At 63.3% G+C, this 22,452-nt stretch carries 22 protein-coding genes and 1 pseudogene; 17 read left to right on the top strand and 6 right to left on the bottom strand.

Translation table 11 applies throughout. From position 1 onward, the window contains the following. The first annotated feature begins 1 nt into the window (after nt 1). Genes IQ24_RS19040 through IQ24_RS19005 form a run of 9 tightly spaced genes read left to right on the top strand, consistent with a single transcriptional unit; the run spans nt 2 to nt 8,788 of the window. Nucleotides 2–550 (top strand): hypothetical protein, encoded by a 549-nt coding sequence (locus IQ24_RS19040; protein ID WP_145399961.1) that lies wholly within the window; start codon nt 2–4, stop codon nt 548–550. Beyond that, nucleotides 550–1,548, top strand: a complete 999-nt coding sequence (locus tag IQ24_RS19035) for a TrbL/VirB6 family protein (RefSeq protein WP_145399960.1) — start codon at nt 550–552, stop codon at nt 1,546–1,548. Before IQ24_RS19040 ends, IQ24_RS19035 begins: the two co-directional genes overlap by 1 nt. A 53-nt stretch (nt 1,549–1,601) precedes the next feature. Next, on the top strand, nt 1,602–2,261 hold the full coding sequence (locus IQ24_RS19030; RefSeq protein WP_158637581.1) for a VirB8 family type IV secretion system protein: 660 nt from the start codon (nt 1,602–1,604) through the stop codon (nt 2,259–2,261). Then, nucleotides 2,258–2,965, top strand: coding sequence for a TrbG/VirB9 family P-type conjugative transfer protein (locus IQ24_RS19025; protein WP_145399958.1), 708 nt, complete (start codon nt 2,258–2,260; stop codon nt 2,963–2,965). Before IQ24_RS19030 ends, IQ24_RS19025 begins: the two co-directional genes overlap by 4 nt. Before the next feature lie 7 nt (nt 2,966–2,972). After that, a complete protein-coding gene (locus tag IQ24_RS19020; RefSeq protein ID WP_145399956.1) occupies nt 2,973–4,325 on the top strand; it encodes a TraB/TrbI/VirB10 family type IV secretion system protein in 1,353 nt (450 codons plus the stop codon). Next, nucleotides 4,325–5,341, top strand: coding sequence for an ATPase, T2SS/T4P/T4SS family (locus tag IQ24_RS19015; RefSeq protein ID WP_145399954.1), 1,017 nt, complete (start codon nt 4,325–4,327; stop codon nt 5,339–5,341). Before IQ24_RS19020 ends, IQ24_RS19015 begins: the two co-directional genes overlap by 1 nt. Then, nucleotides 5,338–5,499, top strand: a complete 162-nt coding sequence (locus IQ24_RS20165; protein WP_158637580.1) for a hypothetical protein — start codon at nt 5,338–5,340, stop codon at nt 5,497–5,499. The genes IQ24_RS19015 and IQ24_RS20165 overlap by 4 nt, the downstream gene beginning before the upstream one ends. Before the next feature lie 21 nt (nt 5,500–5,520). Next, a complete protein-coding gene (locus tag IQ24_RS19010) occupies nt 5,521–6,747 on the top strand; it encodes a hypothetical protein (protein WP_145399952.1) in 1,227 nt (408 codons plus the stop codon). A 10-nt stretch (nt 6,748–6,757) separates the two neighbouring features. After that, nucleotides 6,758–8,788: a type IV secretory system conjugative DNA transfer family protein gene (locus tag IQ24_RS19005; protein ID WP_158637579.1), complete on the top strand. Its 2,031-nt coding sequence runs from the start codon at nt 6,758–6,760 to the stop codon at nt 8,786–8,788. A gap of 333 nt (nt 8,789–9,121) precedes the next feature. Here the strand turns inward: IQ24_RS19005 and IQ24_RS19000 are convergent, their stop codons facing one another. Genes IQ24_RS19000 through IQ24_RS18990 form a run of 3 tightly spaced genes read right to left on the bottom strand, consistent with a single transcriptional unit; the run spans nt 9,122 to nt 12,523 of the window. Then, complete coding sequence (locus tag IQ24_RS19000) at nt 9,122–10,225, bottom strand: TRAP transporter substrate-binding protein (RefSeq protein WP_199756657.1); 1,104 nt, start codon at nt 10,223–10,225, stop codon at nt 9,122–9,124. A gap of 51 nt (nt 10,226–10,276) precedes the next feature. After that, nucleotides 10,277–11,965 carry a TRAP transporter large permease gene (locus IQ24_RS18995; protein ID WP_199756651.1) on the bottom strand — a complete coding sequence of 563 codons (1,689 nt, stop codon included), beginning with the start codon at nt 11,963–11,965 and terminating at the stop codon, nt 10,277–10,279. Nucleotides 11,966–11,974: 9 nt separating this feature from the next. Next, the gene (locus IQ24_RS18990) at nt 11,975–12,523 is read right to left on the bottom strand and encodes a TRAP transporter small permease subunit (protein WP_145399946.1); all 549 of its coding nucleotides are present in this window, start codon (nt 12,521–12,523) and stop codon (nt 11,975–11,977) included. A gap of 769 nt (nt 12,524–13,292) precedes the next feature. Here IQ24_RS18990 and IQ24_RS18985 point away from each other — a divergent pair. The 6 genes from IQ24_RS18985 to repC all read left to right on the top strand — a co-directional run bounded on the left by IQ24_RS18985 (nt 13,293) and on the right by repC (nt 18,627). Then, nucleotides 13,293–14,327 (top strand): tyrosine-type recombinase/integrase, encoded by a 1,035-nt coding sequence (locus IQ24_RS18985; protein WP_145399944.1) that lies wholly within the window; start codon nt 13,293–13,295, stop codon nt 14,325–14,327. A 66-nt stretch (nt 14,328–14,393) separates the two neighbouring features. Next, on the top strand, nt 14,394–14,642 hold the full coding sequence (locus IQ24_RS18980) for a type II toxin-antitoxin system Phd/YefM family antitoxin (protein ID WP_145399942.1): 249 nt from the start codon (nt 14,394–14,396) through the stop codon (nt 14,640–14,642). Further along, nucleotides 14,642–15,046, top strand: coding sequence for a type II toxin-antitoxin system VapC family toxin (locus tag IQ24_RS18975; protein ID WP_145399940.1), 405 nt, complete (start codon nt 14,642–14,644; stop codon nt 15,044–15,046). The genes IQ24_RS18980 and IQ24_RS18975 overlap by 1 nt, the downstream gene beginning before the upstream one ends. 148 nt (nt 15,047–15,194) lie before the next feature. After that, nucleotides 15,195–16,382 (top strand): plasmid partitioning protein RepA, encoded by a 1,188-nt coding sequence (repA, locus tag IQ24_RS18970; RefSeq protein WP_145399938.1) that lies wholly within the window; start codon nt 15,195–15,197, stop codon nt 16,380–16,382. Further along, entirely contained in the window at nt 16,382–17,296 is a 915-nt protein-coding gene (gene repB, locus IQ24_RS18965) for a plasmid partitioning protein RepB (protein WP_145399936.1), read from the top strand. The genes repA and repB overlap by 1 nt, the downstream gene beginning before the upstream one ends. A gap of 185 nt (nt 17,297–17,481) precedes the next feature. Then, on the top strand, nt 17,482–18,627 hold the full coding sequence (gene repC / locus IQ24_RS18960) for a plasmid replication protein RepC (RefSeq protein WP_158637578.1): 1,146 nt from the start codon (nt 17,482–17,484) through the stop codon (nt 18,625–18,627). Nucleotides 18,628–18,749: 122 nt separating this feature from the next. Here repC and IQ24_RS18955 read toward each other — a convergent pair. Beyond that, a pseudogene (locus tag IQ24_RS18955) lies at nt 18,750–19,387 on the bottom strand (alpha/beta fold hydrolase). Between the two features lie 119 nt (nt 19,388–19,506). Between IQ24_RS18955 and IQ24_RS18950 the strand changes: the two are divergent. Further along, the gene (locus IQ24_RS18950; protein ID WP_145399932.1) at nt 19,507–19,962 is read left to right on the top strand and encodes a MarR family winged helix-turn-helix transcriptional regulator; all 456 of its coding nucleotides are present in this window, start codon (nt 19,507–19,509) and stop codon (nt 19,960–19,962) included. Nucleotides 19,963–20,044: 82 nt separating this feature from the next. Next, a complete protein-coding gene (locus IQ24_RS18945) occupies nt 20,045–20,437 on the top strand; it encodes a GtrA family protein (RefSeq protein WP_158637577.1) in 393 nt (130 codons plus the stop codon). Between the two features lie 56 nt (nt 20,438–20,493). Here IQ24_RS18945 and IQ24_RS18940 read toward each other — a convergent pair whose 3' ends face one another. Both IQ24_RS18940 and IQ24_RS18935 read right to left on the bottom strand, forming a co-directional pair. Then, nucleotides 20,494–20,925 carry a glyoxalase superfamily protein gene (locus IQ24_RS18940; protein WP_145399928.1) on the bottom strand — a complete coding sequence of 144 codons (432 nt, stop codon included), beginning with the start codon at nt 20,923–20,925 and terminating at the stop codon, nt 20,494–20,496. Beyond that, nucleotides 20,922–22,310, bottom strand: coding sequence for an MATE family efflux transporter (locus tag IQ24_RS18935; protein ID WP_145399926.1), 1,389 nt, complete (start codon nt 22,308–22,310; stop codon nt 20,922–20,924). Before IQ24_RS18935 ends, IQ24_RS18940 begins: the two co-directional genes overlap by 4 nt. Nucleotides 22,311–22,452 lie beyond the last annotated feature (142 nt).

Raw genomic sequence — 22,452 nt, 5'->3', positions numbered from 1 at the left:
CATGACCAAGCTGCTTTACGGCACGGTCGGGGCGTTGATCGGGGCACTCGCGACCAGCGCGGTGTTTCTGTCCTTGTCATCGCCGACTTCTGCTCCCACCCCCGAACCTGCCCCCTCGCCCGCTGCCGATGCACTTCCGATCCAGCCTCTGTCCGAAGCGGAACAGGCCGAGGAGGATCGTTTCCTTGAGCTGCGCCTCGGTGCGGAGGGTGTGCCAAAGGTCGAGCCGCTGAAGGATGCAGGCAATGTGCGCTATTCGGATTGCCCAAAAACCCCGGAACTGGTGGCCTGGCTCGGCAAACCGGGCAATGCCATCTCTGCCCGTCGCCGGGACATGAATGACTATCTGGTCACGACGAATGTTCTGGCGACGAAAGACTGCACCTGCACGGGCAAGATGATCCCGGTGGACACCCTCACACGTTTTGAGACCCGCCTCATGGAAGAGGCGAAGGTCGCAAATGTCGAAGATGTCGTGACCCACCCGATGCGGGATGAAGCGCGCGTGATGCGCTGGCAGGTCGAAGACCTCTGCGGCGGGAGGCTCTGATGGCAACGGTCACGGATCTTCTGACCAGTCTGGATCGGTCCATTTCCTCGGCGGGTGAGCGCTATTTCGAGACCACGGCCGAGGCGCTCGGCCCGATCATGACCATCATGATGACGATCTTCATCGTCGCGCTCGGCATCAATATCGCCCTCGGCGCGGCGAGCCTGTCTTTGCGGGACACAAAACAGCTCATGTGGCGGGTGATCCTAGTCTACACCTTCTCGCTCAGCTGGGCGAACTTCGGGGTGCTCTATCACGCCCTGTCGGAGGGATCGGGTAATCTGGCCATGGGCCTCTTCGATGCCGAAGGTGGTGAGCACTCCAACCCCAATGCCGCAATGGACAGCTTTGCCAAGAATATGGCGGATACCGTCGACACCGTCTCGGCCTCGCGGGGCTCGATCCAGCGTGGGGTGATTGGCGGCATCGCCTATGTGTTCCTCTCCGCGCTGATGGCGGCCTATATCCTTGTGGTGGGATTTGCGAAGATCATGATCGCTTTCCTGCTCGGAGTGGCGCCGCTGGCGATGATCGCCACGATCTTTGACAAGACCCGAAACCTCTTCGAAGCTTGGCTGGAATCCTTCGTTGGCTATCTGATGTATCCGATTGCCGCCTCGGCCATCATTACCAGCATCGTGGCGGTGGGCGAAGAACAGGCTGTCGCGGCGACCAGCGGCGACGCCACCCTGGGCAGCATCCTGGGCTTCTTCGTCGTGGTCTTCGTGGGGATCTTTGCGCTGAAGTCCATTCCCTCGGCGGCCGGCCATCTGTCGGGACAGTTCCGATTGGCCAGCATCACGCCCGCTCCGGTGACCAGTGTGGCGCGGGGCCTGATTGGTGAGCGCGCCACGATGTTCCGCTCCGGGATGCTGACAGGCGGCGTGAAGCGCAAAGATGCTGCAGACGCCCGTGAACGTGTCTGGGCTGAACGCGGCGGCAAGCTGGCTCAAAAAATCCGACTTTCCAAGGTACTGGGCACCGAACCCAAACCCTGATCCACGCTCCGCGCTGATCCATTCAATTCTGAGGTAATGCCATGACAGACCGAGTGTCTGAACAGAGAACGATTCTCGAAAGCGAGCTGTTTCTCGAAGGAAAACGCCGCGAGCGCCGGGGCTTCATCATCGGCACGGTCGGGCTAGTGATCGCCGCCGGGGGCATCGGTGCGGCCCTGGCCACCCTGCCCCTCAAACAGACCGAAGCCTTCGTGGTGATGGTGGACAAGGACACCGGCATGGCCAGCCGGATCGTCCAGGTCGAGCCTGCGACGATGAACGAGGCCGAAGCGGTCAGGAAAGGGCTGCTCTTCAATTATGTCATGGATCGCGAGACCTATGACGAACATGACAATGAGCACCGCATGCTCAAGGTCTATCGCATGTCGAGCCTGCTCGAAAAGGACAAGCTCCGCAGCCTCTGGAACCCGGCCAATCCGAACTACCCGCCGACGCTTTACGGCAATTCGGGCAAGGTCGAGATCAAGGTGCTGAGCATCAGCGAGATCAGCGAGACCACCGCCACGGTGCGCTTCACCAAGACCTTCTCGCAGCCGGGCGAAGATGATCGCGTGGGCAAGTTCTACGCCACCGTCACCTATCAATTCCAGCCCTCCACCGAAAGCGCGGTCGAGCTCGTCTGGGAAAATCCCCTTGGTTTTGTCGTCAACAATTACCGCGTCACCGCGGAATCCCTGGAGGAAGAGAAATGATGAAGACGCTGATGGCTGCGGCTGTTGCCGCCCTGACCCTTCCCACCCTCGTTCATGCCGAGATCAGCCCGCGTTCGGGGTCGCGCGATGGCCGGATCACCTATGCCACTTATCAGGAGGGGCAGGTCTATACGGTGCCAACGCGGGTGCGCAACATCACCATGATCGAGCTCGGCGATGGCGAGACCATCCGCTCGATCGCGGCCGGAGACACCGAAGGTTTCCAGGTCGAAAAGCTGGAAGGCAACAACGTCTTCACCATCAAGCCGGTGATCGACGGGGCCCATACCAATGTCACGGTCGAGACCAACCGGCGCTTTTACTTCCTGAACGTGGTCGAGGGCAAACGCCAGCCGTCCTGGTCGGTCAAGTTCTCGGTGCCGGGCAGCGGGCGTACGTCGTCCTCCAGCGCCGCCACGGTCAGGCCCATTCCGGAAGCGCCGTTGCCACAGATGCGCTACCGGATTCTCAGCCGCACGCAGGGCGCGGCCTTCGCGCCCATCGGCATCTCCGATGATGGCGCAAAGACCTTCTTCCAGATCCCGCAGGGTGCGGCCACGCCGACCGTCTTCCGGGTGGATGAGAAGGGCCGCGAATATGCCGTCAACAGCACCATGAAAGGCTCCGTGATCGTGGTCGCGGGGCGGTCGCAGCGGTGGATCGTGCGCTACGGCGACGATCACGCCTGCATTGAGGGAAGGTAATCCAGCCATGACCGAAACGAACCAGGACAAGGTGCAGGACCGTCTTCAGAGCTTGCGCAAACCGCCCCCGAAGCCCTCGCTGGTCAAAACCTATGGGCCCTATGCCGCCGTGCTGGTGGCCGGTCTCGGGATCGGTGGCTATGTCGCCTCGGTTCCCGCAGCCGAGGAAGCCCGGCCAGAGGTGGAGACCTCCGAGAGCGCCGAGTTTCAGGAAGACCTGGGCATGGCCGGGTTCACGACGCGGGTGCCGCGTGCACAGCCCGCCATCGTGACGCCGCAAGCAGAGCCGGAGCCTGTGGCAGAACCTGTGGCGCTTGTCGTCGATCCGGAAGCCGAGCGGCTGCGCGCCACGCTCGCCGAACTTCAGGCCCAGATGGAGGCGCTGAGGAACAAGCCTGCGGAGGCGTCGCCGGAACTGGCGGCCCTGCAGGCGGAAATGGACAGCCTGCGTCAGCGGGCCACCGATCAGGAGAACGCTTATGCCGAACTCGAACGGGAAAACCTCCGGCTGCAAACGCAGCTCGGGACGCAGAACATGCTCGGACTTCCGGCGCAGGAGTTTGATGATGGCGAGGCGCAGCGTCTCGCCGATCTCGAAGCGCGCCGGGCGGCGGCCGAGGCGCAGCGGATCGCCCAGAATGGCTCGCCCATGGTGGCATATCGCGCCGGAGGCAGCGGAACGGGCGCTCAGGGCGAAGGCGATGCGGGCCAGCGATATGAAGGCGATGAGGCATTTGTGCGCGCCGGGGCCACGCGCGCCAGTGTGACGCAAGCCGAAGTCATCGCCAATCCGTCGAAGACGGTCGTGCAGGGCACGCTCATCGAGGCCACGCTGCAGACCGCGATCCAGTCAAGCCTTGAGGGCAATGTCATCGCGACCGTCAGCTATGACGTCTTCTCGATGGACATGTCGAATGTGGTGATCCCGCGCGGCTCGAAGCTCTTCGGGCGCTACAGCTCGGACATTGATCGCGGCCAGCGCCGGGTTCTGGTGGCCTGGGACCGGGTGGTGACGCCCGACGGCCAGTCGGCCGAGCTCGCCGCCTATGGCACCGACCGGATCGGTCGGTCCGGTCTGACCGGCAAGGTGCGCAATCACACCTTCGCCCGGTTCATGGGCGCGGCGGCGGTCTCGGTGATCGGCGGCATTCCGGCGATCCTGACGGCGGCGCTGGAAAGCGAGACCGACACCGGCAACCGGCGCGACAGCTGGTCGGAGGCGGCGTCGGACGTCGCGCAGAACTCCACCTCGGCGCTGAGCGAGGTGATGCAGGGCTATCTCGATATTCCGACGACCATCAGCATCGACCAGGGCGCGGTGGTGATGGTGCAGGTCAATGCCGATGTGGAGATGCTGTAATGGCGGGCTATCTTCACCATTATCTCAACCAGATCGGCGCGCTGATCCGCGATCCCGCGATGATCGAGATTGCGCTGAACGGGGACGGCCGGATCTGGACGGAACGGGCGGGCCAGGCGGTGATGCAGGAGGCCAGCCTGCCGGGACTGGAGCCGCATTTTGCCCGCGATCTCGGCAAGCAGATCGCCAATGACCAGTCGCTTTCGCTCAATGAGATCGCCCCCATGGTCTCGGCCTCGGTGGAGTTCGAGGGGGTGAACCTGCGCTGTCAGGTCATTGTGCCCCCGGCCTCGGCCACCGGCACGGTGATCTCGCTGCGGCTCTTCCGTCCCCGTGCAGCCGGGGCGGCCCCACATCGGTTTGGTCTCTTGCGTGATGTGAAGCTTTCGATGGAGGAAGAGCGCGCATCGATCCTCGGGCGCTTGAAGGCCGGGCTGACGATTGGTTCGGAAGATGAGTTTGACGCCTTCTGCTGCGAGGTGGTGGGTCAGAGGCTGAACGTCCTGATCTCGGGGATCACGTCGGGTGGCAAGACGGAACTATCACGCCGTCTGCTCTGGATGGTCGCGCCGGAACAGCGCCTCGCGCTCATCCAGGATGCCAATGAGCTGCTGCCCGATCTGCCGAATGTGGTGAACCTGATCGCGGACCGGAAGGAAAGCTCGCCCCGCTCGGCCGACCGGCTGCTGGAAGCGACGCTGCGGCTGCGACCTGACCGGATCATCCTCGGTGAGTTGCGCGGCATCGAGGCAATCACCTTTCTGGAGGCGATCAACACCGGCCATGAGGGCTCCTTCACCACGATCCATGCGCAATCGGCCCGTAAGGCGCTCGATCGGCTGGCATTCATGGTCGCAAAGGGCGGTCTCGGCATGAGCTACGGCGAGATCCAGCGCTATGTGCGCGGCGCCATTGACGTGGTGATCCAGGTGGGCCGCGCGGGCGACCGGCGCGGCGTCATGGAAATCTGGATGCCCGCGCTCGATGGCTTTGTGCTGGAAAGCGAGGCGGCATGACCAGCGAGGAATTTGCCCGCGCCTATCCCCGCCTCACCGAAAAGCAGGCCGAACGGCTGGTCCGCGATCACGGCCTCGATCCGGCCGAGGCCCGCAAGGACCTCGGTCCCACCCGCTTCACGACAACCGCCGAACTCTTCGGCTGGCTTGGCTACTGATCCCCAGATGGAGGACTGACAATGGCTGAAGAACACCCCAACATGTTTGCCCGTGTTCTGGATAGCATCCAGCGCATGATCCGTCCCGATTATTCGCAGAACCGCGAGGTGCAGCGCGCAGCGGCGCTGGCGATCGCAACGGATCAGCGTGAACTGATCGGTTTTGCCCGCAAGGAGGCGGTGGACTATCTGTCGAAGTTGGCGGAGATCCCCGCGCCGGACCGCGCCGCCCATCTGAAGCTGGAGCGGATCGACCCCGGCGAAACCTCCGAATGGCGTGCCGAGGATTGGGCCGACAAGGCCAAGCTGGTGGCAAAGGTCGAGGCCGATGTGCTGGCCTGGGCCAAGGACAACAAGCTCGATCTCGAAACGCATGACGACCGCTTTGCGGCCTATGTCGGCGTCGGATCGGCCTATGGCGCAGCCCACCTGGCCATAAACTTCGCCGAATGGGAGAAGGAATACTGGGAATCCCACCCGGAAATGACCGAAATCGGTGAGTGGGAGGTCGAGGATGGGGCCAATGAATATCGCCTTTCCGTCGCGGTGATCGATGGCAAATTCCATCCGGCCGTCGAGACGTCCTACATGGGTGGCGAAGAGGTCTATTCTTATTCGGCTGTGGCCTTTGACACCGCCAGGGAAGCCCGGGCTGTCGCGCAATCTTACTATGCTCATATGCAGTTCGGTGATGGCGATGAGGCGTTTCGGCGCGAAATCGTAGAACTCGGCCAGTCGCGTGAAGGACAGGTGGCTACCCAACAGCAAGAAGCTGTGACGGCGGGCCGTGAAGCCGAGGCCCGTGGCGAGTCTGTTATCTATGTCCATGGCAGGCCCTTCGCTGACCCAGGCCGCGACGTGAACGTGTCAACCGAACCTGCGCCCAACCGCGACCCACAGGCCGTCATCGCAGAGGCCCGCGCGGCGCGGATCACGACGGCTTTTGACGAAATGGCCGATGCGGTGATCGCAGGCGAGCGGCCGCAGTTCCGCAGGGAAGAGCAGGCCGCCGCCTTCCGGCGCGATGTCGAGGCACATTATGGACAAGGGGCCATGGAACGGCTGCGGTCGGGCGACAGCACCGATCTCAGCCGCGATGTGTCTGATCCGGCGCGGGTGGCAATCATAGGGGCGGCGATTCGCATGATGGCTGAAACGCATGAGGCGCTGCGTGATGCCGCGCCAGAACAAACCCTGTCGCAAGCCACCGTCATCGACCGCGACAGCGGTCTCGACCTTGATCTGTGAGGGGACGAACATGAACCGCACGCTGATTGCAATCCCCTTCGGTCTCATCTGTGGAGCCTTGATCGGCTCCATGGCGGGTGGCCTGTGGCTGGCCTGGCATCTGGGCCAGGACCTCAATACCGCCAATCCTTTTGTGCTGCTGACCGAGTTCCCGGGCTTTCGGGCGGCACAGACAGATCCATGGCGCTTTGCCTATAGCATTGCCCTGGCTGGATCTGTGGCTCTTGGGCTGGTGGCTCTGGTCATCAGCTTCGGCCACAAGCTGACGCAATACGGGCAGGCCCATTTCCAGAGCCGCCGTGAGATGCGCCGCAATCAGCTCTTGCAGCCGGTTGGCCGCGGGCTGGTCTTTGGCAAGCTCTATCGCTTCGGCTGGCTCGGGCGGCTCTTACTGTCCGGTCGCTTCATCTCGGCAGAGTATGACAAGTTTCCGCATTGCCTTGTCGTCGCCCCGACCCGCGCCGGTAAGGGCGTCGGCTACGTCAACCCCAACGTGCTGATGTTTCCGGGCAGCGTTGTCGTCCTCGATGTGAAGGGCGAGATCTTCGAGGCGACGTCCCGGCACCGGGTCTCCATGGGCGATGAGGTGTTCCGCTTCTCTCCCTTCGACTTCGCGCATTCGAGCCATCGCTACAATCCGCTGGAACGCGTGGCCCGGGTCATGCATCCGGCGGAACGCTATACCGAACTCGCCAAGATCGCGGACTACTTCCTGACGGTCTCGGAAAAGGGCAACGCGGGTGACTTCCTCTCGGAAGGGCGGCAGCTCTTTGTCGCGGCGGGGCTGCTGGCGATCGAGCGCGGTCGCCCCACGCTCGGCGAGATCAACCGCATTCTCTTTGGGCAGGGCGCGTCACAGGGCGCCTATGCTGCCCATGCGTTGGAGGTGAAACACCCCAACGCCGCCGAGACCTTCCGCAAGTTCTCGGCCTATGATGGCAAGGTGCTGTCATCGCATGCCTCGGTGCTTGGCGGGGCGGGAATGGCACTCTGGAATAACCCGGCGGTGGACTTCGCCACAAGTGGCAATGACTTCTCCTTCTCCGATCTGCGCCGCCGACCCATGGCGGTCTATCTGGTGGTGAACGCGGATTCGATCGAGACACTGGCACCGCTAATCCGCCTGGTTTTCGGCGAATTGATCGCCACATTGCGCGCGACCATGCCTGATCCCGAGCGCGAGCCCTGGCCGGTCAAGATGGTCCTCGATGAGTTCGACCAGCTCGGCCGCATGAAGATCGTGGTCCAGGCCCTGAAGCAACTCGCGGGCCATGGTGCGCGGGTGTCGATCATCACCCAGTCGATCCCCGGCCTGGAAAACATCTACAGCAAGGAGGAACGGCTCTCCATTGAATCGGCCTGCGGCATGAAGCTCTACCTCGCGGCCAACGACAAGATGACGGCCAACGAGATTTCCGAGCTACTGGGCAAGACGACCCGGCTCTCGATCAGCGACAGCTACGCGCCCGACAAGGGTGGGCTTCTGCGCCGCTCGATCTCACGGCGCAACGAGGAACGCCCGCTCCTGTCGCCCGATGAAATCACCAAGCTTGACCGCAATCAGGTCATTCTGATCCCCGAGCGTCAGCATCCCATCCTGGCGCAGCGCATCGTCTATTACGAAGATCCGTCCTTCCAGAAAATCATGGCGGCGCAGACAGGCCCCCTGCCCTACCCCTCTGCGTCGCATCGCGAGATCGGCGCGTTGAGCGAGCAGGTTCAGGCGCTGATGACCCAGGTGACGGCGCTCTCGAAGGTGCGGCTGATCGAGTATCAATCGGACCGTGCCAGTGATGCGCCAGCGTCCGTGAGGCCGCCTCACGACAGCTCGTGTCCATCTTCGGCAGGCGGGAGGGACGAGGTCTCAAATCCTCCGGATCATCGGCAGGCGATCGCCGATGCGACTGAAGATCTCAAGAAGACCCAATCAGTCAACAGCAGCGCCGAGGATAGCGCGCCGAACGCCTCGCCTGTCTCGCCCGCGAAGACGGAGGCCGCACGCCGGAAAATGGCGCGCATGGAGGCCAGAATCGGCTCATGAGCCGTCGCATCGGTGCCGAGGATGCGGAAGGGGTGTTTGTTTTTCTCGCCGGGCCGTCCGGCAGCAGCATTCGCCCCCCCTTATCGTTTACACCCTGCCCCGCCGCCGGGCTCTGTCGCAAACTGCGGGAAAGGACATAAATCTACCCCCCTCAAATGCAGTGCCGCATTTGCGGCACTCTCATTCCCCCCTGTCAATCTCGCCCCGGTTGCCGCAGAGGACACCGGCGCCTGCATTTGCCAGCTCCATTTACGTGCCCTCCGCAAAATCAGTCGAAATCATCGAGCTGGACCAGCAAGCCTAAAGCATCATGTCCGGCCTGCTGTTGCCGAACTATTTCCCAGCGGCCTGCGCCCCGAAGACATAGCTGTCATAGGAGAACTCGGCGACGCGGAACCATTCCATGCCCTCGTCGCGGAACTTCTTCCACTGGGGGTATATCTTGGCCCAAGCCGGGCTTTTCTGTCCGTATTCCTCGTAAAGCGCGAAGGTCTGGGTGTAGGCCTCGTCCATCACATCGCGCGGCAGTGGCCGCAACTGCGCGCCCTTGCCCACAAGTTCGCGGATCGCGGTTGTGTTCTTTACGTCATACAGGGATTGCATGTTGATATTGGCGGCGTGGAAGGCCGCGTCCAGAACCGCCTTGTACTCTTCGGGCAGCTTTTCCCATTCGGCAGGATTGATGAAGAAATGGACGGTCAACCCGCCCTCCCAGAAGGAGGGGTAATAATAGTAGGGCGCGATCTGGTAGAAACCGAGCCGTTCATCATCATAGGGGCCGACCCATTCGGCGGCGTCGATCGTCCCGCGCTCCAGTGCCGGATAGATGTCGCCGCCGGGAAGCTGCTGGGGCACGACACCAAGCCGCGCCATGACATCGCCCGCAACGCCCGCGATCCGCATCTTGACCCCCTTGAGGTCGGCCAGAGAATTGATTTCCTTGCGGAACCAGCCACCCATCTGGCTGCCCGTCGCTCCGCCCGGACGGGCCATCAAGCCGTGGCCTTTCAGGAAGTCATCATAGGCCTCGTTCCCGCCGCCGTGATACAGCCAGGCGTTCTGCAGGCGTGAGTTCATGCCAAAGGGAATGGCCGAGCCGATGGCGAAGGCCGGATCCTTGCCGGTGAAGTAATAGCCGCAGGTATGCGCGATCTCGACAGTGTTTCCTGCGACCGCGTCAAGCGCTTGCGGGCCGGGGACAATCTCGCCTCCCTGAAAGACCTGAATCTCGAATTTGCCGCCGGTCATCGCCTTGACCTGCTCGGCCGCATAGACCGCGCCGCCATAGATCGTGTCGAGGCTGTTCGGAAAACCCGACGTCAGGCGCCAGCGAATATTCGGCGCAGCCTGAGCGATGGCGGGCGCGGCCAGTGTGCTTGCGGCTGCCGCGCCAAGTCCGAGCGTCGCAGATTTCTGCAAGAACCCCCGGCGTTTGATAGTGTCGGTCATGCGTATTCCTCCCATGTGTCGCTTGTTGATCGCGACGGTTTAATGCCCGAAGGACGGTGGTGGCGGGTTCTGTTCGGCAGGTGCGCCGAGGCTGGGTGCTGGCGGCTGTTCAGCGGGCTGTGGTGCCGGGGCGCCAAAGCTGGGCGCTGCAGGGGCCGTAGCGGGTTCGGAAGGCGCGCCGAAACTTGGGGCGGTCGTCGTCGCCGGAGTGCCAAAGCTTGGTGCCGCAGGCGTTTGCCCTTGAGGTGCGCCAAAGCTGGGAGCTGCAGTCCCGAAGCTGGGTGGCGCACCCCAGGGATCGGCCGCGCCGCCGCCGCCGGGCAGGTTCAGATTGACGGTGGCGGGATCGACCTCGACCACCTTGCCTTTGTAATGCATCACCAGCTGCGGGAAGAGCGCGACCAGAAGCACCATGGCCAGCTGGATCCCCAAGAAGGGGATCGCGCCAAGATAGATCTGGTTTGAGGTCAGCGGCTGGATCAGCGCCCCAGTCACGCGGTCGCGATATTGTCGCGCTGGCGCGACCGAGCGCAGGAAGAACAGCGAAAAGCCGAAGGGTGGGTGCATGAACGAAGTCTGCATGTTGATCGCCAGCATCACGCCGAACCAGACCAGATCGATGCCCATGGCCTGCGCGGCCGGGGCCAGCAGCGGAATGATGATGAAGGCCAGCTCGAAATAGTCGAGGAAGAAGGCCAGGAAGAAGACCAACAGGTTCGCAGCGATCAGGAAGCCAAGGACACCGCCGGGGATCGAGGTCATCAGATGCTCGACCCAGACATGGCCGTTGACGCCATAGAAGGTCAGCGAAAAGACCCGCGCACCCAGCAGGATCGCCAGCACGAAAGCCGAGAGCTTCAGCGTCGAATAGAGCGAATCGCGCAGCAGCGGGAAGGACAGCTTGCCCTTGATTGCGGCCAGGATCAGACCGCCTACGGCCCCCATCGCGCCGCCCTCGGTCGGCGTGGCGACGCCCAGGAAGATCGTGCCCAGCACAAGGAAGACCAGAACCAGGGGTGGGATCAGCGAGGTGATGACCCGCAGCAGAAGCCTGGCGCCTTTCAGCGACCGCGCCTCTGGCGGCAGGGCCGGGACCTTATTCGGCGACACGATCGCGACGATGACGATGAAGAGCATATACAGCCCGACCAGGATCAGCGCGGGCACCATCGCGCCCTTGTACATGTCCCCGACCGACTTTCCCAACTGGTCGGCCAGCACGATCAGCACCAGTGAGGGCGGCACGATCTGGGCCAGCGTCCCCGAGGCCGCGATGGTGCCCGCCGCGATCCTGCGGTCATAGCCATAGCGCAGCATGATCGGCAGTGAGATCAGGCCCATCGAGATGACCGAGGCCGCAACCACCCCCGTCGTTGCGCCCAAAAGCGCGCCGACCGCGATGACCGCAAAGGCGATGCCGCCGCGCACCGGACCGAAAAGCTGGCCGATCGTCTCCAGCAGATCCTCGGCCATTCCCGACTTCTCAAGTATCAACCCCATGAAAGTGAAAAAGGGGATGGCAAGCATCGTCTCATTGCTCATCTGGCCGAAGATGCGGTCAGGAATGGCGTGAAACAGGTTCGCGGGCAGAAGCCCAAGCTCGATCCCCAAAAGCCCGAAGGTGAAGCCTGTAAAGGCCAAGGCAAAGGCGACGGGATAGCCGAACAGCAGAATGACGATCAGCCCCATGAACATCAATGGGGCCATGTTTTCGGCGATAAACTGCATTCGATCCCCTTAAAGCTCTGCCGCAGCGGCATCGGCCTGCACGACGGGATCGGGCAGATCCCCCCGCAGCCAGGCGATGCGCTTGATGAGTTCAGAGATGCCTTGAAGCCCCAGCAGCGTGTATCCGACCGGGATCAGCATCCACGCGGGCCACAAGATCAGCCCGCCGGTATTGTTCGAAGTCTCACCCGAGGCTAGCTTCGCCAGAAAGACCGGCCAGGACATCCAGACCACCACTACGCAGAAAGGCAGCAGGAACAAGACGGTGCCGATGATGTCGACGACGATCTGGGCGCGTCTGCCAAGGCGACTGTAGACCAGATCGACGCGGACATGCTCATTGCTCATCAACGTCCAGGCCGAGCCCAGAAGAAAAGCCGCCGAAAACAGATACCACTGGGCTTCAAGCCAGGCATTGGAACTGAGGTTGAACGCCTTGCGCGTAACGGCATTGGTGGCCGAAATCAGAATCGAAGCGAGGATCAACCAGGCGACGGATTTGCCAACCAGTTCGTTCAGCAGGCCGATGGCGCGCGACAGTGCAAGAAATGCTTTCAAACGTCCTCGCTCCGCTTCCCAACCCGTTCTGATTGAGGCTATTTTTTTTGCCCGCTATCGGGCAAGAGGTTTTTGATGCCTGAATAGCTCCGGGATCCTTAAATGCCATCACGTCTTAACATCTGGTGATGCCAGAGCCCGGCAGGCGACAGCATCGCGGCGCGCTTAACTTCCCATCAACGCACTCGGCAGGTTCGGGGTAACGCGCGTCGCCGAGGCCGCCGCTGGATCGCGATAAGAGCGTCTGCCGCTCATGATGCCTTGCACCACGCTGTCGCAGTACCGCTCCTTGGCCCCGCGCGAGCCCTCGGCCACCCCCGACGCGCCGCATCGGCCATGCACTGCGACCGGACGACTTGCCGCACGTTGGGGTCGTCCAGCATGGCCGTCCGCATCTTCACGAAATGCTGCTGCTGCGCTTGCGCGGACGGCACCATCCTTTGCTACCGGCCTTCCATCCCCTTTGAAGTCTTCCTGACCATCGTTCTTCCCCCGACTGGTTCCTGAAGAGACTAGGGCGGGCATCGAGATTTATTCCAATGAGGCAGGGGCTGCTCGCCCGTAGCTATTCTCTGCCGCGTTCTTGCGGCGCGATCGCCTCGAAGGGTTGTAATATGGCGTAGCAATTCTGCATGATTTGCGATTTGGTCATCATTAACTCACCCAATTGACGACTACTTGGACATCGGAATATATGCCTCATCACTCCTGATAAGGACTGATTATCAGTTCTCTTGAATTCGCCGCGAAATCGGCGATACTCGGCCCCATGACCCTGCCCATCGCGCCCGCACATCTCACGGACTCCGACGCATCTGCGCTGCATGATCTCTATCGGCGCGGGACGCCCGAGAACACGCTGCGCGCGTGGGAGCGGGATCTGGACTATATCTCGTCCTGGAAACGCGCGGCCTTCGGCACGCCCCTCGACTGGCCGGAATCCGAGGCGGTGGCGCTGCGCTTCATCCTTGATCATTCCACCGATCTTGCCGCCACGGACGGCCCGGCCCGCCAGGTGGCCGAGGCGCTGATCGCGCAGGGGCTGCGCCGAAAGCTGGCCTGCCCTGCCCCGGCGACCCTCGACCGCCGCATCGCCAGCTGGCGCGCCTTTCACCGGTTGCGGAACCTGCCGAGCCCCTTCGAGGCCCCGCTGCTACGGCAGGCCCGCGCCAAGGCTCGCAAGGCCGCCGCGCGCGAGCCGGTGCGGAAATCCGAACATCCGATTACCCGGCTCGTGCTCGAGGCGATGCTGGCCAGTTGCGACCACAGCCATCGCGGGCTGCGGGATCAGGCGCTGCTGATGCTGGGCTGGGCCTCGGGCGGCAGGCGGCGGTCCGAGATCGTGGCGCTGAACCGCGACGACATCGACGACCGTGAATTTACCGAAAAAGGCCTGATCCGCATCCGCCTGCTGACCACCAAAACCACCGGGATCGAGCGCGCGCCGCGCCTGCCGCTGAAGGGCCGCGCGGCGCGTGCTGTCATGCGCTGGATGCAGATTGCGGCGATCACATCGGGCCCGCTGTTCCGTCCGATCAGCCAGGCCGACCGGGTGCTGGCGCGGCGGCTCTCGCCTGACGGAGTGCGCGAGATTGTGCGTCACCGGCTGGTTCTGGGCGGCTATCCGCCCGATTTTGCCAGCCCGCACGGGCTGCGCGCCGGGTTTCTGACCCAGGCCGCGTTGGAGGGCACGCCCCTGCCCGCCGCCATGCAGCTGAGCCTGCATCGCAGCCCGGCACAGGCGCAGCGCTATTACGCCGATGTCGAGATCGCCGAGAATCCCGCCACCGATCTGCTGGGCTGACTCCGCTTGAAATCGGCGCGGATCGACGCTATCTAGCTAGGTATCTAGCCAGATACGGAGGCCATCATGTGGACCCTGCAAGACGCCAAGAACCGCTTTTCGGCCGTGGTCGATGCCGCGCTGGCCGGGCAGCCGCAAGAGGTCTCGCGCCGCGGCAAGCCTGCCGTCGTCGTGCTGTCGGCCGCCGATTACGCCCGCATGCGCGCCGCCGCGACCGAACGTCGCGGCTCATTCGTGCAGCATTTGCTGAGCTTTCCCAGCCCCGCCACCCCCGATGAGCGCACACAGGTCGCACCCCGCGACGTCAGCTTCTGATGCTGATCCTTGACACGAATGTGCTGTCCGCGATGCGCCGGCCCGAGCGCAGCGCCGCCGTCATGGAATGGCTCGCGCGTCAGGATGAGGCGCGGCTTTACCTTTCGGTCATCACCCTGGGCGAGATCGAGCGCGGGATCACCATGCAGGAACGCGCCGACCCGCAGTTTGCGCAGGATCTGCGCGACTGGTTGGTGCGCACAGTTACGCTGTTTTCCGACCGGCTGCTGCCCTTCGGCGCGAATGAGGCGCAGATCTGGGGCCGTCTTTCCGCCCGCATCGGCCATTCCGGCGCGGATCTGTTGATCGCCGCCACCGCACTGACCCATGACGCCACGGTCGTCACCCGCAATGTCGCGGATTTCGCCCCGACCGGCTGCCGGATCGAGAACCCGTTCGCGTAAGGCCGCGCAACACCTCAACTCTGGTTCCGATCCTGCGGATAACAAAATACTTCTTGTCAGAATCGTCCCTATCGCGCATTTAATTACGCTATAAACAGAATATGACGGTCGAAAGCGTAACAACCGACCGCGCGATTTGAGGGACAGGATGCAGCAGAAGACTCGCATCGACAAGCTGGTGGGCGATCATGCCCTGGCGCTTTCCGGGCGGCTGCAGGCGCATCGCGCCCAGCTGTTTCCGCCCGATGCGCGGCGGGAATTGCGCAAATTTACCAGCGGCGAGGTTGCCGATCTGCTGGGCGTCAAGGATGCCTATCTGCGCAAGCTCGACCTTGAGGGCAAGGGCCCCAGCCCCGAAACCCGCGCGGGCGGGCGGCGCTATTACAGCCCGGATGAAATCCTCGAACTGCGGCAACTGCTTGAAAAAGGGGCGAAAACCCCTGGTACCTACCTGCCCGGACGGCGAGCGGGCGATCATCTGCAGGTCATCACCGTCATCAACTTCAAGGGTGGTTCGGGCAAGACCACGACCGCCGCGCATCTGGCGCAGAAGCTGGCGCTGGACGGCTACCGCGTGCTGGCCATCGACCTTGACCCGCAGGCCAGCCTTTCGGCGCTGCATGGCGTCCAGCCCGAGTTCGACCTCAACGACGGCGGCACGATCTATGACGCGATCCGCTATCAGGACCCCCTGCCCCTCAGCGCGGTGATCCAGAAGACCTATTTCACCAATCTCGACCTGATTCCCGGCAATCTCGAGCTGATGGAGTTCGAGCACGACACCCCGCGCGCGATCATCGAACGCTCGGGTAAGTTTTTCTTTACCAGAATTGGCGATGCTCTGGCCGAGGTCGAATCCGATTACGACGTGGTCGTGATCGATTGTCCGCCGCAGCTTGGCTTTCTGACGATGTCGGCCCTGTCGGCCGCGACGGCGATCCTTGTGACGGTGCACCCGCAGATGCTGGACGTCATGTCGATGTGCCAATTCCTGCTGATGACCTCGAACCTTCTGGGCGTCGTCGCGGATGCGGGCGCGGATATGGATTATGACTGGATGCGCTATGTCGTCACCCGATACGAGCCCGGCGATGGGCCGCAAAACCAGATGGTCAGCTTCATGCGCTCTCTGTTCGGGGACCATGTGCTGAACCATCCAGTGCTGAAATCGACGGCGATCTCGGATGCCGGGATCACCAAGCAGACGCTCTATGAGGTTGAAAAATCAGCCTTTACCAGATCGACCTATGAGCGCGCGCTGGAAAGCCTGAACAACGTGAACGGCGAGATCGAGGGGCTGATCCAGGCGGCCTGGGGCCGCGAAGGGGGTGAGTGATGGCGCGCAAGGACTTGCTGAAAGGCCTGATGCAGGCCGCCGTCGAGGCCCCTGCCCCCGAGGATGCGCCCCTGCCCCGCTATGATCGCGGCGCGATTGGCGCGGTCTCTCGCGGGATCGGCGATCTGAAGCGGCGCGCGATCATCGACGTGCAGCCTGACCTGATCGACAATGCCGGGCTGCGCGACCGTCTGGACAATGACCCCGAGGGCATTGCCGCGCTGGCCGAATCCATTCGCGAATATGGCCAGCAGGTCCCCGTGATGCTGCGCCACCATGCCAATATCGAAGGCCGTTACGAGGTCGTCTATGGCCGTCGCCGGGTCGCTGCGCTGAAGCTGTTGCGCCAGCCCGTCAAGGCCATGGTGCGCGAGATGGACGACCGCGAGCTGATCATTGCGCAGGGTCAGGAAAACTCGGCCCGCAAGGACCTGACCTTTATCGAAAAGGCCCTCTTTGCCCAGCAAATGGTGAAATCCGGCTATGATCGCAAGATCATTTGCGACGCGCTCAGCATCGACAAGACGGTGATCTCGCGCATGCTGACGGTGGTCGACACGCTGCCGCAGAAGCTGATCCTGGCGATTGGCGCGGCGCCCTCGATCGGGCGGGATCGCTGGACGGCGATGGCGCAGCGGGTGCGCGGCGCGGATCTGGCCGCAGCGCAACGCGCAGCCACGGCCTCCACCTCTGACACCCGGTTCGAGCAGGTGATGCGCGCCCTGACCCCTGCCCGCGAAAAGCCCGACGGTGCGCGGCAGATCAAGGCCGCGAATGGTACGCTGCTGGGCGAGGCGCGGCCTGCCGCCAAGAAAATGGTGATCGAACTGACGGGTCAGGGTCGCGAATTTGGCGACTGGCTGGCCGATCACCTTCCGGAAATTCACCGCAACTGGCTGGAATCAAAAGAATAAGCCAGAGCATTTCGAGCAACCCGAAAGAAGGAGGCACGGTTACGGACAAAAAAGAAGCCCCCCAGGACTGACATCCCGAAGGGCCGCTCTTTCGATCTAGCACTTCGAAGATAGCGGCATTGGTTGACAGCTGTCAACAACGTCTGGCTTGGGCGCGCGATATTTTATGCCCGCGTGACAATATGATGCGACACATCTCAATGACGCCCTTCGGGCGGCAGCCGGTGACGGCTGGTCTGCTGGCAACCCATGCGCTGGCCGAGCGCCCTGCCCCGCAGACCGCTTTGGACAAATGGGCCTTGCTGCGCGATCTGACCACGGCGCGCGCCGCCTTCGGGGTCAGCGACCGCGATCTGGGCGTTCTGTCGGCGCTGCTGAGCTTTCACCCCCGCAAAGACCTCAGTGATGACGGCGGGCTAATCGTCTTTCCGTCGAATGCCTCGCTCTCGGACCGCGCGCATGGCATGGCGGAAAGCACGCTGCGCCGCCATCTGGCTGCGCTCGTGCGCGCCGGGTTGATCCTGCGCCGCGACAGCCCCAACGGCAAACGCTACGCAAGGCGCGGCCCCTCAGGCCTGCAGCGCGCTTTCGGCTTTGACCTGCGGCCGCTTCTGATGCGCGGCGCGGAAATCGCCGAGGCCGCCACTGAGGCACGCCAGCGCGAGCTGGAGCTGCGCCTGTCCCGCGAGACCGTCGTGCTGCACCTGCGCGACACCGCCAAGCTGATCGCCTGGGGCCGGAATGAGGTTCAGGCGAATTGGGATGAGCTGTCGGACCTCCTGGCCCTGATGCAGCGCCATCTGCGCCGCAAATTGCAAGCCGATGAGCTGTCGGTTCTAGCTCAAAAAGCGCGTACACTTCTGGCCCGCGCCAAGGATCTCGTCGCCGTAGAAACGCCCGAAATGATCGCCAATGACGGTCAAAATGAGCGGCACCAACAGAATTCAAAACCAGACTCTTCTGAATCTGAATCTTGCCAAGACAATCAGAAAGCCGCCGCGCCGGCATTGCCCTTGAGTGTCGTCCTGAAGGCCACGCCCGAAATCTGCGACTTTGCGCCAGAGGAGATCCGGAACTGGACTGATCTGGTTCGAGCCGCCGATTTCATCCGACCCATGCTGGGGATCACGCTGGAGGCCTGGCATCAGGCAGCATCCGTGATGGGACGAGAAACGGCGGCCGTGGTTCTGGCCTGCATTCTGCAACGTGCCCGGGCGATCTCGAACCCGGGTGGCTATTTGCGGGCGTTGACGGGCAAGGCTGCGGAGGGCGGATTCTCGGCCGGACCGATGGTCATGGCACTGATCCGGGCGGAAGGCAGGCCGAGTTGACAGCCGTCAACTTTCCCGCAGAACCGGAACTTGGGGCAGGGCGCGCCAACACCCCAAAGAGAAAGGCCGCCCCGACAGGGACGACCCGGATTATCATGGAAGGGAAGGCCCGTCGCCTCAGATCACTTGGCCGAAGCCGCCGTCTCGATCAGATCCGCGACCTCTTTCGGATGCGAGACATAGACCGCATGGCTGCCCGCGCTTTCCGCGATGGTCATGCCCGCACGCTCGGCCATGCGACGCTGCAGCGGCTCGTTCAGCATCTGGTCGTCGCGGGCGATCAGATAGTAGCTGGGCTTGGCCTTCCAGGCCGGTTCCGTGACTTTCGCCTCGGCGGCAGGATCGGCGGAACCGGCACGCCTTCGGGCAGATCCGCAATCAGGTCGAGGACCGATTCACCTGCGTCCGGCGCAAAGGCGGTGACATAGACCAGCGATTTGACCTTGGGGTCATTGCCGACCTGCGACAGGATCACGCCGCCATAGGAATGGCCGACCAGCACCGTCGGCCCGTCCTGCAGCGCCAGCGCCCGGCGGACATAGGCGACGTCCTCGTCCAGCGAAGCGGTCGGATGCTGGACGATGGTGACGTTGTAACCCTTGCTTTTCAGCTGGTCATAGACGCCTTGCCAGCCCGAGCCATCGACCCAGGCGCCATGGACAAGGACGATGTTTCTGGCACCGGCAGGCTCGGCAGAGGCGCCACCCAGCACGGCAGCAGCAAAGACGATGGCGGAGGAAGCAATCAGGGATTTCAGCATTTCGATTTCCTTACCTAGATAATGATTATTGCAATAATTAAATCGCTACTCTTTCCGGCACTCCTTGTAATGATATTTTTTATCGCGATAATGAAATACAACGCAGCGATGAGCCCATCATGACAGACACACCCACGATCCCGCTGGACGGCCAGCTTTGCTACGCGATCTATTCCGCCTCGCTGGCGATCCAGCGTCTCTACAAGCCGCTGCTGGATCAGATGGGCGTGACCTATACGCAATATCTGGTGCTCAGCACCCTGTGGGAGGGGGAAGAGCAGACCGTCGGCGCCATTGCCGAGCGTCTGAACCTTGAGCCCAGCACCGTCACGCCTGCGGTGAAGCGGCTGGAGGCCGCCGGTTTCGTCGCGCGCCGCCGGTCCACGACCGATGAGCGGCAGGTACTGGTCGAGGCGACGCCGAAGGGCAGGGCGCTGCGCAGCGATTCGGCCTGTCTGACGCAGAAACTGCAGGCGACGCTGGGGCTTGGGGCGGCGCGGATGATCGAACTCAACCAGCTTGTCAGCGATCTGACCCGGCGGCTGAACGATCATCTGGCGCGGCGGGGGCGCTGACACCCGCACGCGGATCGGCAATTCCTTTTGCCGCCGCGCCATGCGATGAAGAGGTCCGCGCCCATCCGCAAAGAAGGTCATCTTGCGCTTTTCCGTAAAGAAATACGGCGTTTTTGCCGGTGGGGCCGCCCTTGGGGCACTGGTCGACTATGGCGTGACGCTGGCGGCGGTGCGGCTGGCGGGGCTGTCGCCCTCGGTCGCTTTGGGGTTGGCCATGCTGATCAGCGCGACGGCGGTGTTCTTCTGGCATGAACATGTGACTTTCGCCGCTGCCGGTCAGCCGGGCCAGATGCGCCGCTATCTGGTCTTCATGGGCTGGAGCCTGATCGTCTTTCTGCTGCGTGCGGGCCTGCTGGAGCTGTTCAGCCGCATGGGTCTGGCGCTGCCGCTGGCTTTGGCTGTGGCCATCCTGATCGCTTCGGTGATCAATTACCTGATCTCGGCCGCGTTGATTTTTCGGCGCAAGCAGCCCTGAGGCGGGCAGGGTGGCCGCCTGATCGCAGCCGTCCACCTTGCCCCAGAAACCCGTCGCTAACGCGCGGAGTCCTTGTCAGCTTCCACGATCAACTGCGGCTCGCCATCCGAGGTGTGGCGGTGTGAGCGGCCATGTTCGTCAATCGTGGCGCGGATCTGGTGGCGCAGGTTCGAGAAGCTTTTGAACCTGACCACATCGACCGGCCTGTCAAAGCGGATCGAGATCTGCCGGTGGCTGGCCGGGCCGGACAGGCCGATGATCTGCCCGGTGAACGGCTGGCCAAGATAGCGGCCGCGCACCCTGTCGTTCAGCGCCAGCTCGGCGGGGGCATTGCGCTGCGCCAGCCGGGCGTGGAGCGTGTTCCAATCCCTCGCGCCCTGCTGCCGGGCGATCAGCTCCAGCGCCTGCGCATGGCTGATCGCGGTTCCCTGCGCCAGAAGTGCCGCGCGCAGGGCCTTGGCCTGCGCCTTTGCCTCATCAAGGGTCATGCGCGTTCCTCCATGGTGACGGCCTGCGGGTCAGCGCGGCGCAGGGCATCGCGCCCGATCATTGCAGCAAGGCCCAGAATGATCGTATCCGCGATCGGAAAGGCCAGCCAGATGCCCGACTTGCCGATGACGGCGGAAATCGTCAGAATCAGCAGGGGCGTCAGAAGCCAGGGCTTCACCAGCGTCAGCGCCGCCGTCCGACCCGGTTGGCCAAGCGCCTGATAGTAAAGCGCCAGCACAAGGATCGGGCCCGAGGCCGCATAGAGCAGCAGCATCGGCCGCAGGATGGCGGCAATGGCGGCGATCACGGCAGGATCATCGCTGAACCAGCGGCCAAGCGTGGCCCCCGCAAAGGCTCCGACCAGCGTGACCGACAGGCACCAGAGGAACGCCACCCCCATCGCCAGCGACAAGGTGGCCCGGACGCGGTCGGTCCTGCCCGCTCCGGCATTGTTTCCGGCAATGCTTTGCGTCGCGAGCGCAAGGGCCATCTGCGGCAGGAAGGCAAAGCCCAGAAGCCGCGTCACGACGCCGTAAGCGGCCACCAGGGCGTCATATTCCGCCCCGGCTGCGTGCTGCAGGGACAGGATCACGATGCTGGCGACCATGGCGATGCCGATGAAGCTGAGGCACAGCGGCAGGCCCAGCCGGACGATCCGCGACCACGACCCCCACCAGCTTTGCGCACCAAGGGTGGACAGCGGCAACAGCGTGCCGCTGCGCGCCCGCAGGCCGACCACCAGCGCAAGGCCGAGTGTCTGGGCCGCAACCGTGCCAAGCGCCGAGCCGGAGATCCCAAGGCCCAGCACCACGATCCCCAGCCAGTTCGCGCCAATATTGAACAGGTTGACCAGCAGCGAAAGCGCGGCGATCAGGCCGGCGCGTCCCTCATTGCGCAGGGCGTCGGCATGGATGCCAAGCATCATCTGAACCGGCGCGCCAAGGATCAGGATGCGCAGATAATCCTGCGCCAGTCCGGCGACCTCGGGATTGCCTGCGGCCATCGAGTTGACCAGCGCAGGGCCGACCACCGCCCATAGCGCCACAAGCCCGGCGTACATCGCCAGCGCCAGCCCATGCTTCTGGGCAAAGATGCGCCCGGCGGCGGTGCGATCTCCAGCGCCCAGATGGCGTGCCATCAGGCTGGACATGCCGCCGCCCGCAAGGGTCGTCAGCGCCGAAAGCACCATGGCCACCGGAAAGGCAAGGCTCACGGCGGCCAGCGCGTCCGACCCGATGAAATGGCCGACGAAAATCCCGTCGACGACATTGAGAACGCCGCCCATCGACATGACCACGGCCATGGGAAGGGCATTCGACGGAAACAGCCGCCCGACAGGGGCGGTCAGAAAAGGGTGGTTGTGATCAGCGTGCCGCACAGACATCGCCCACTCCTCATGTGTGGCATTTCAAGCTGTCATGGGTGCCTGCATTGCCCACCGCGCGAAATGCTTCGAGGGTGAGATGTCGTGTCGATCCGGGCTTCACCGTGGCTTGCGCCGCAGGCGGCAGGTGCCGGAACCTTGC

Origin of the sequence: Paracoccus sulfuroxidans (genome assembly GCF_007830335.1) — a bacterium.
Lineage (GTDB): Bacteria > Pseudomonadota > Alphaproteobacteria > Rhodobacterales > Rhodobacteraceae > Paracoccus > Paracoccus sulfuroxidans.
Note: the sequence above shows the minus strand (reverse complement) of the source record. Positions and strands in the feature narration are given on the sequence as shown.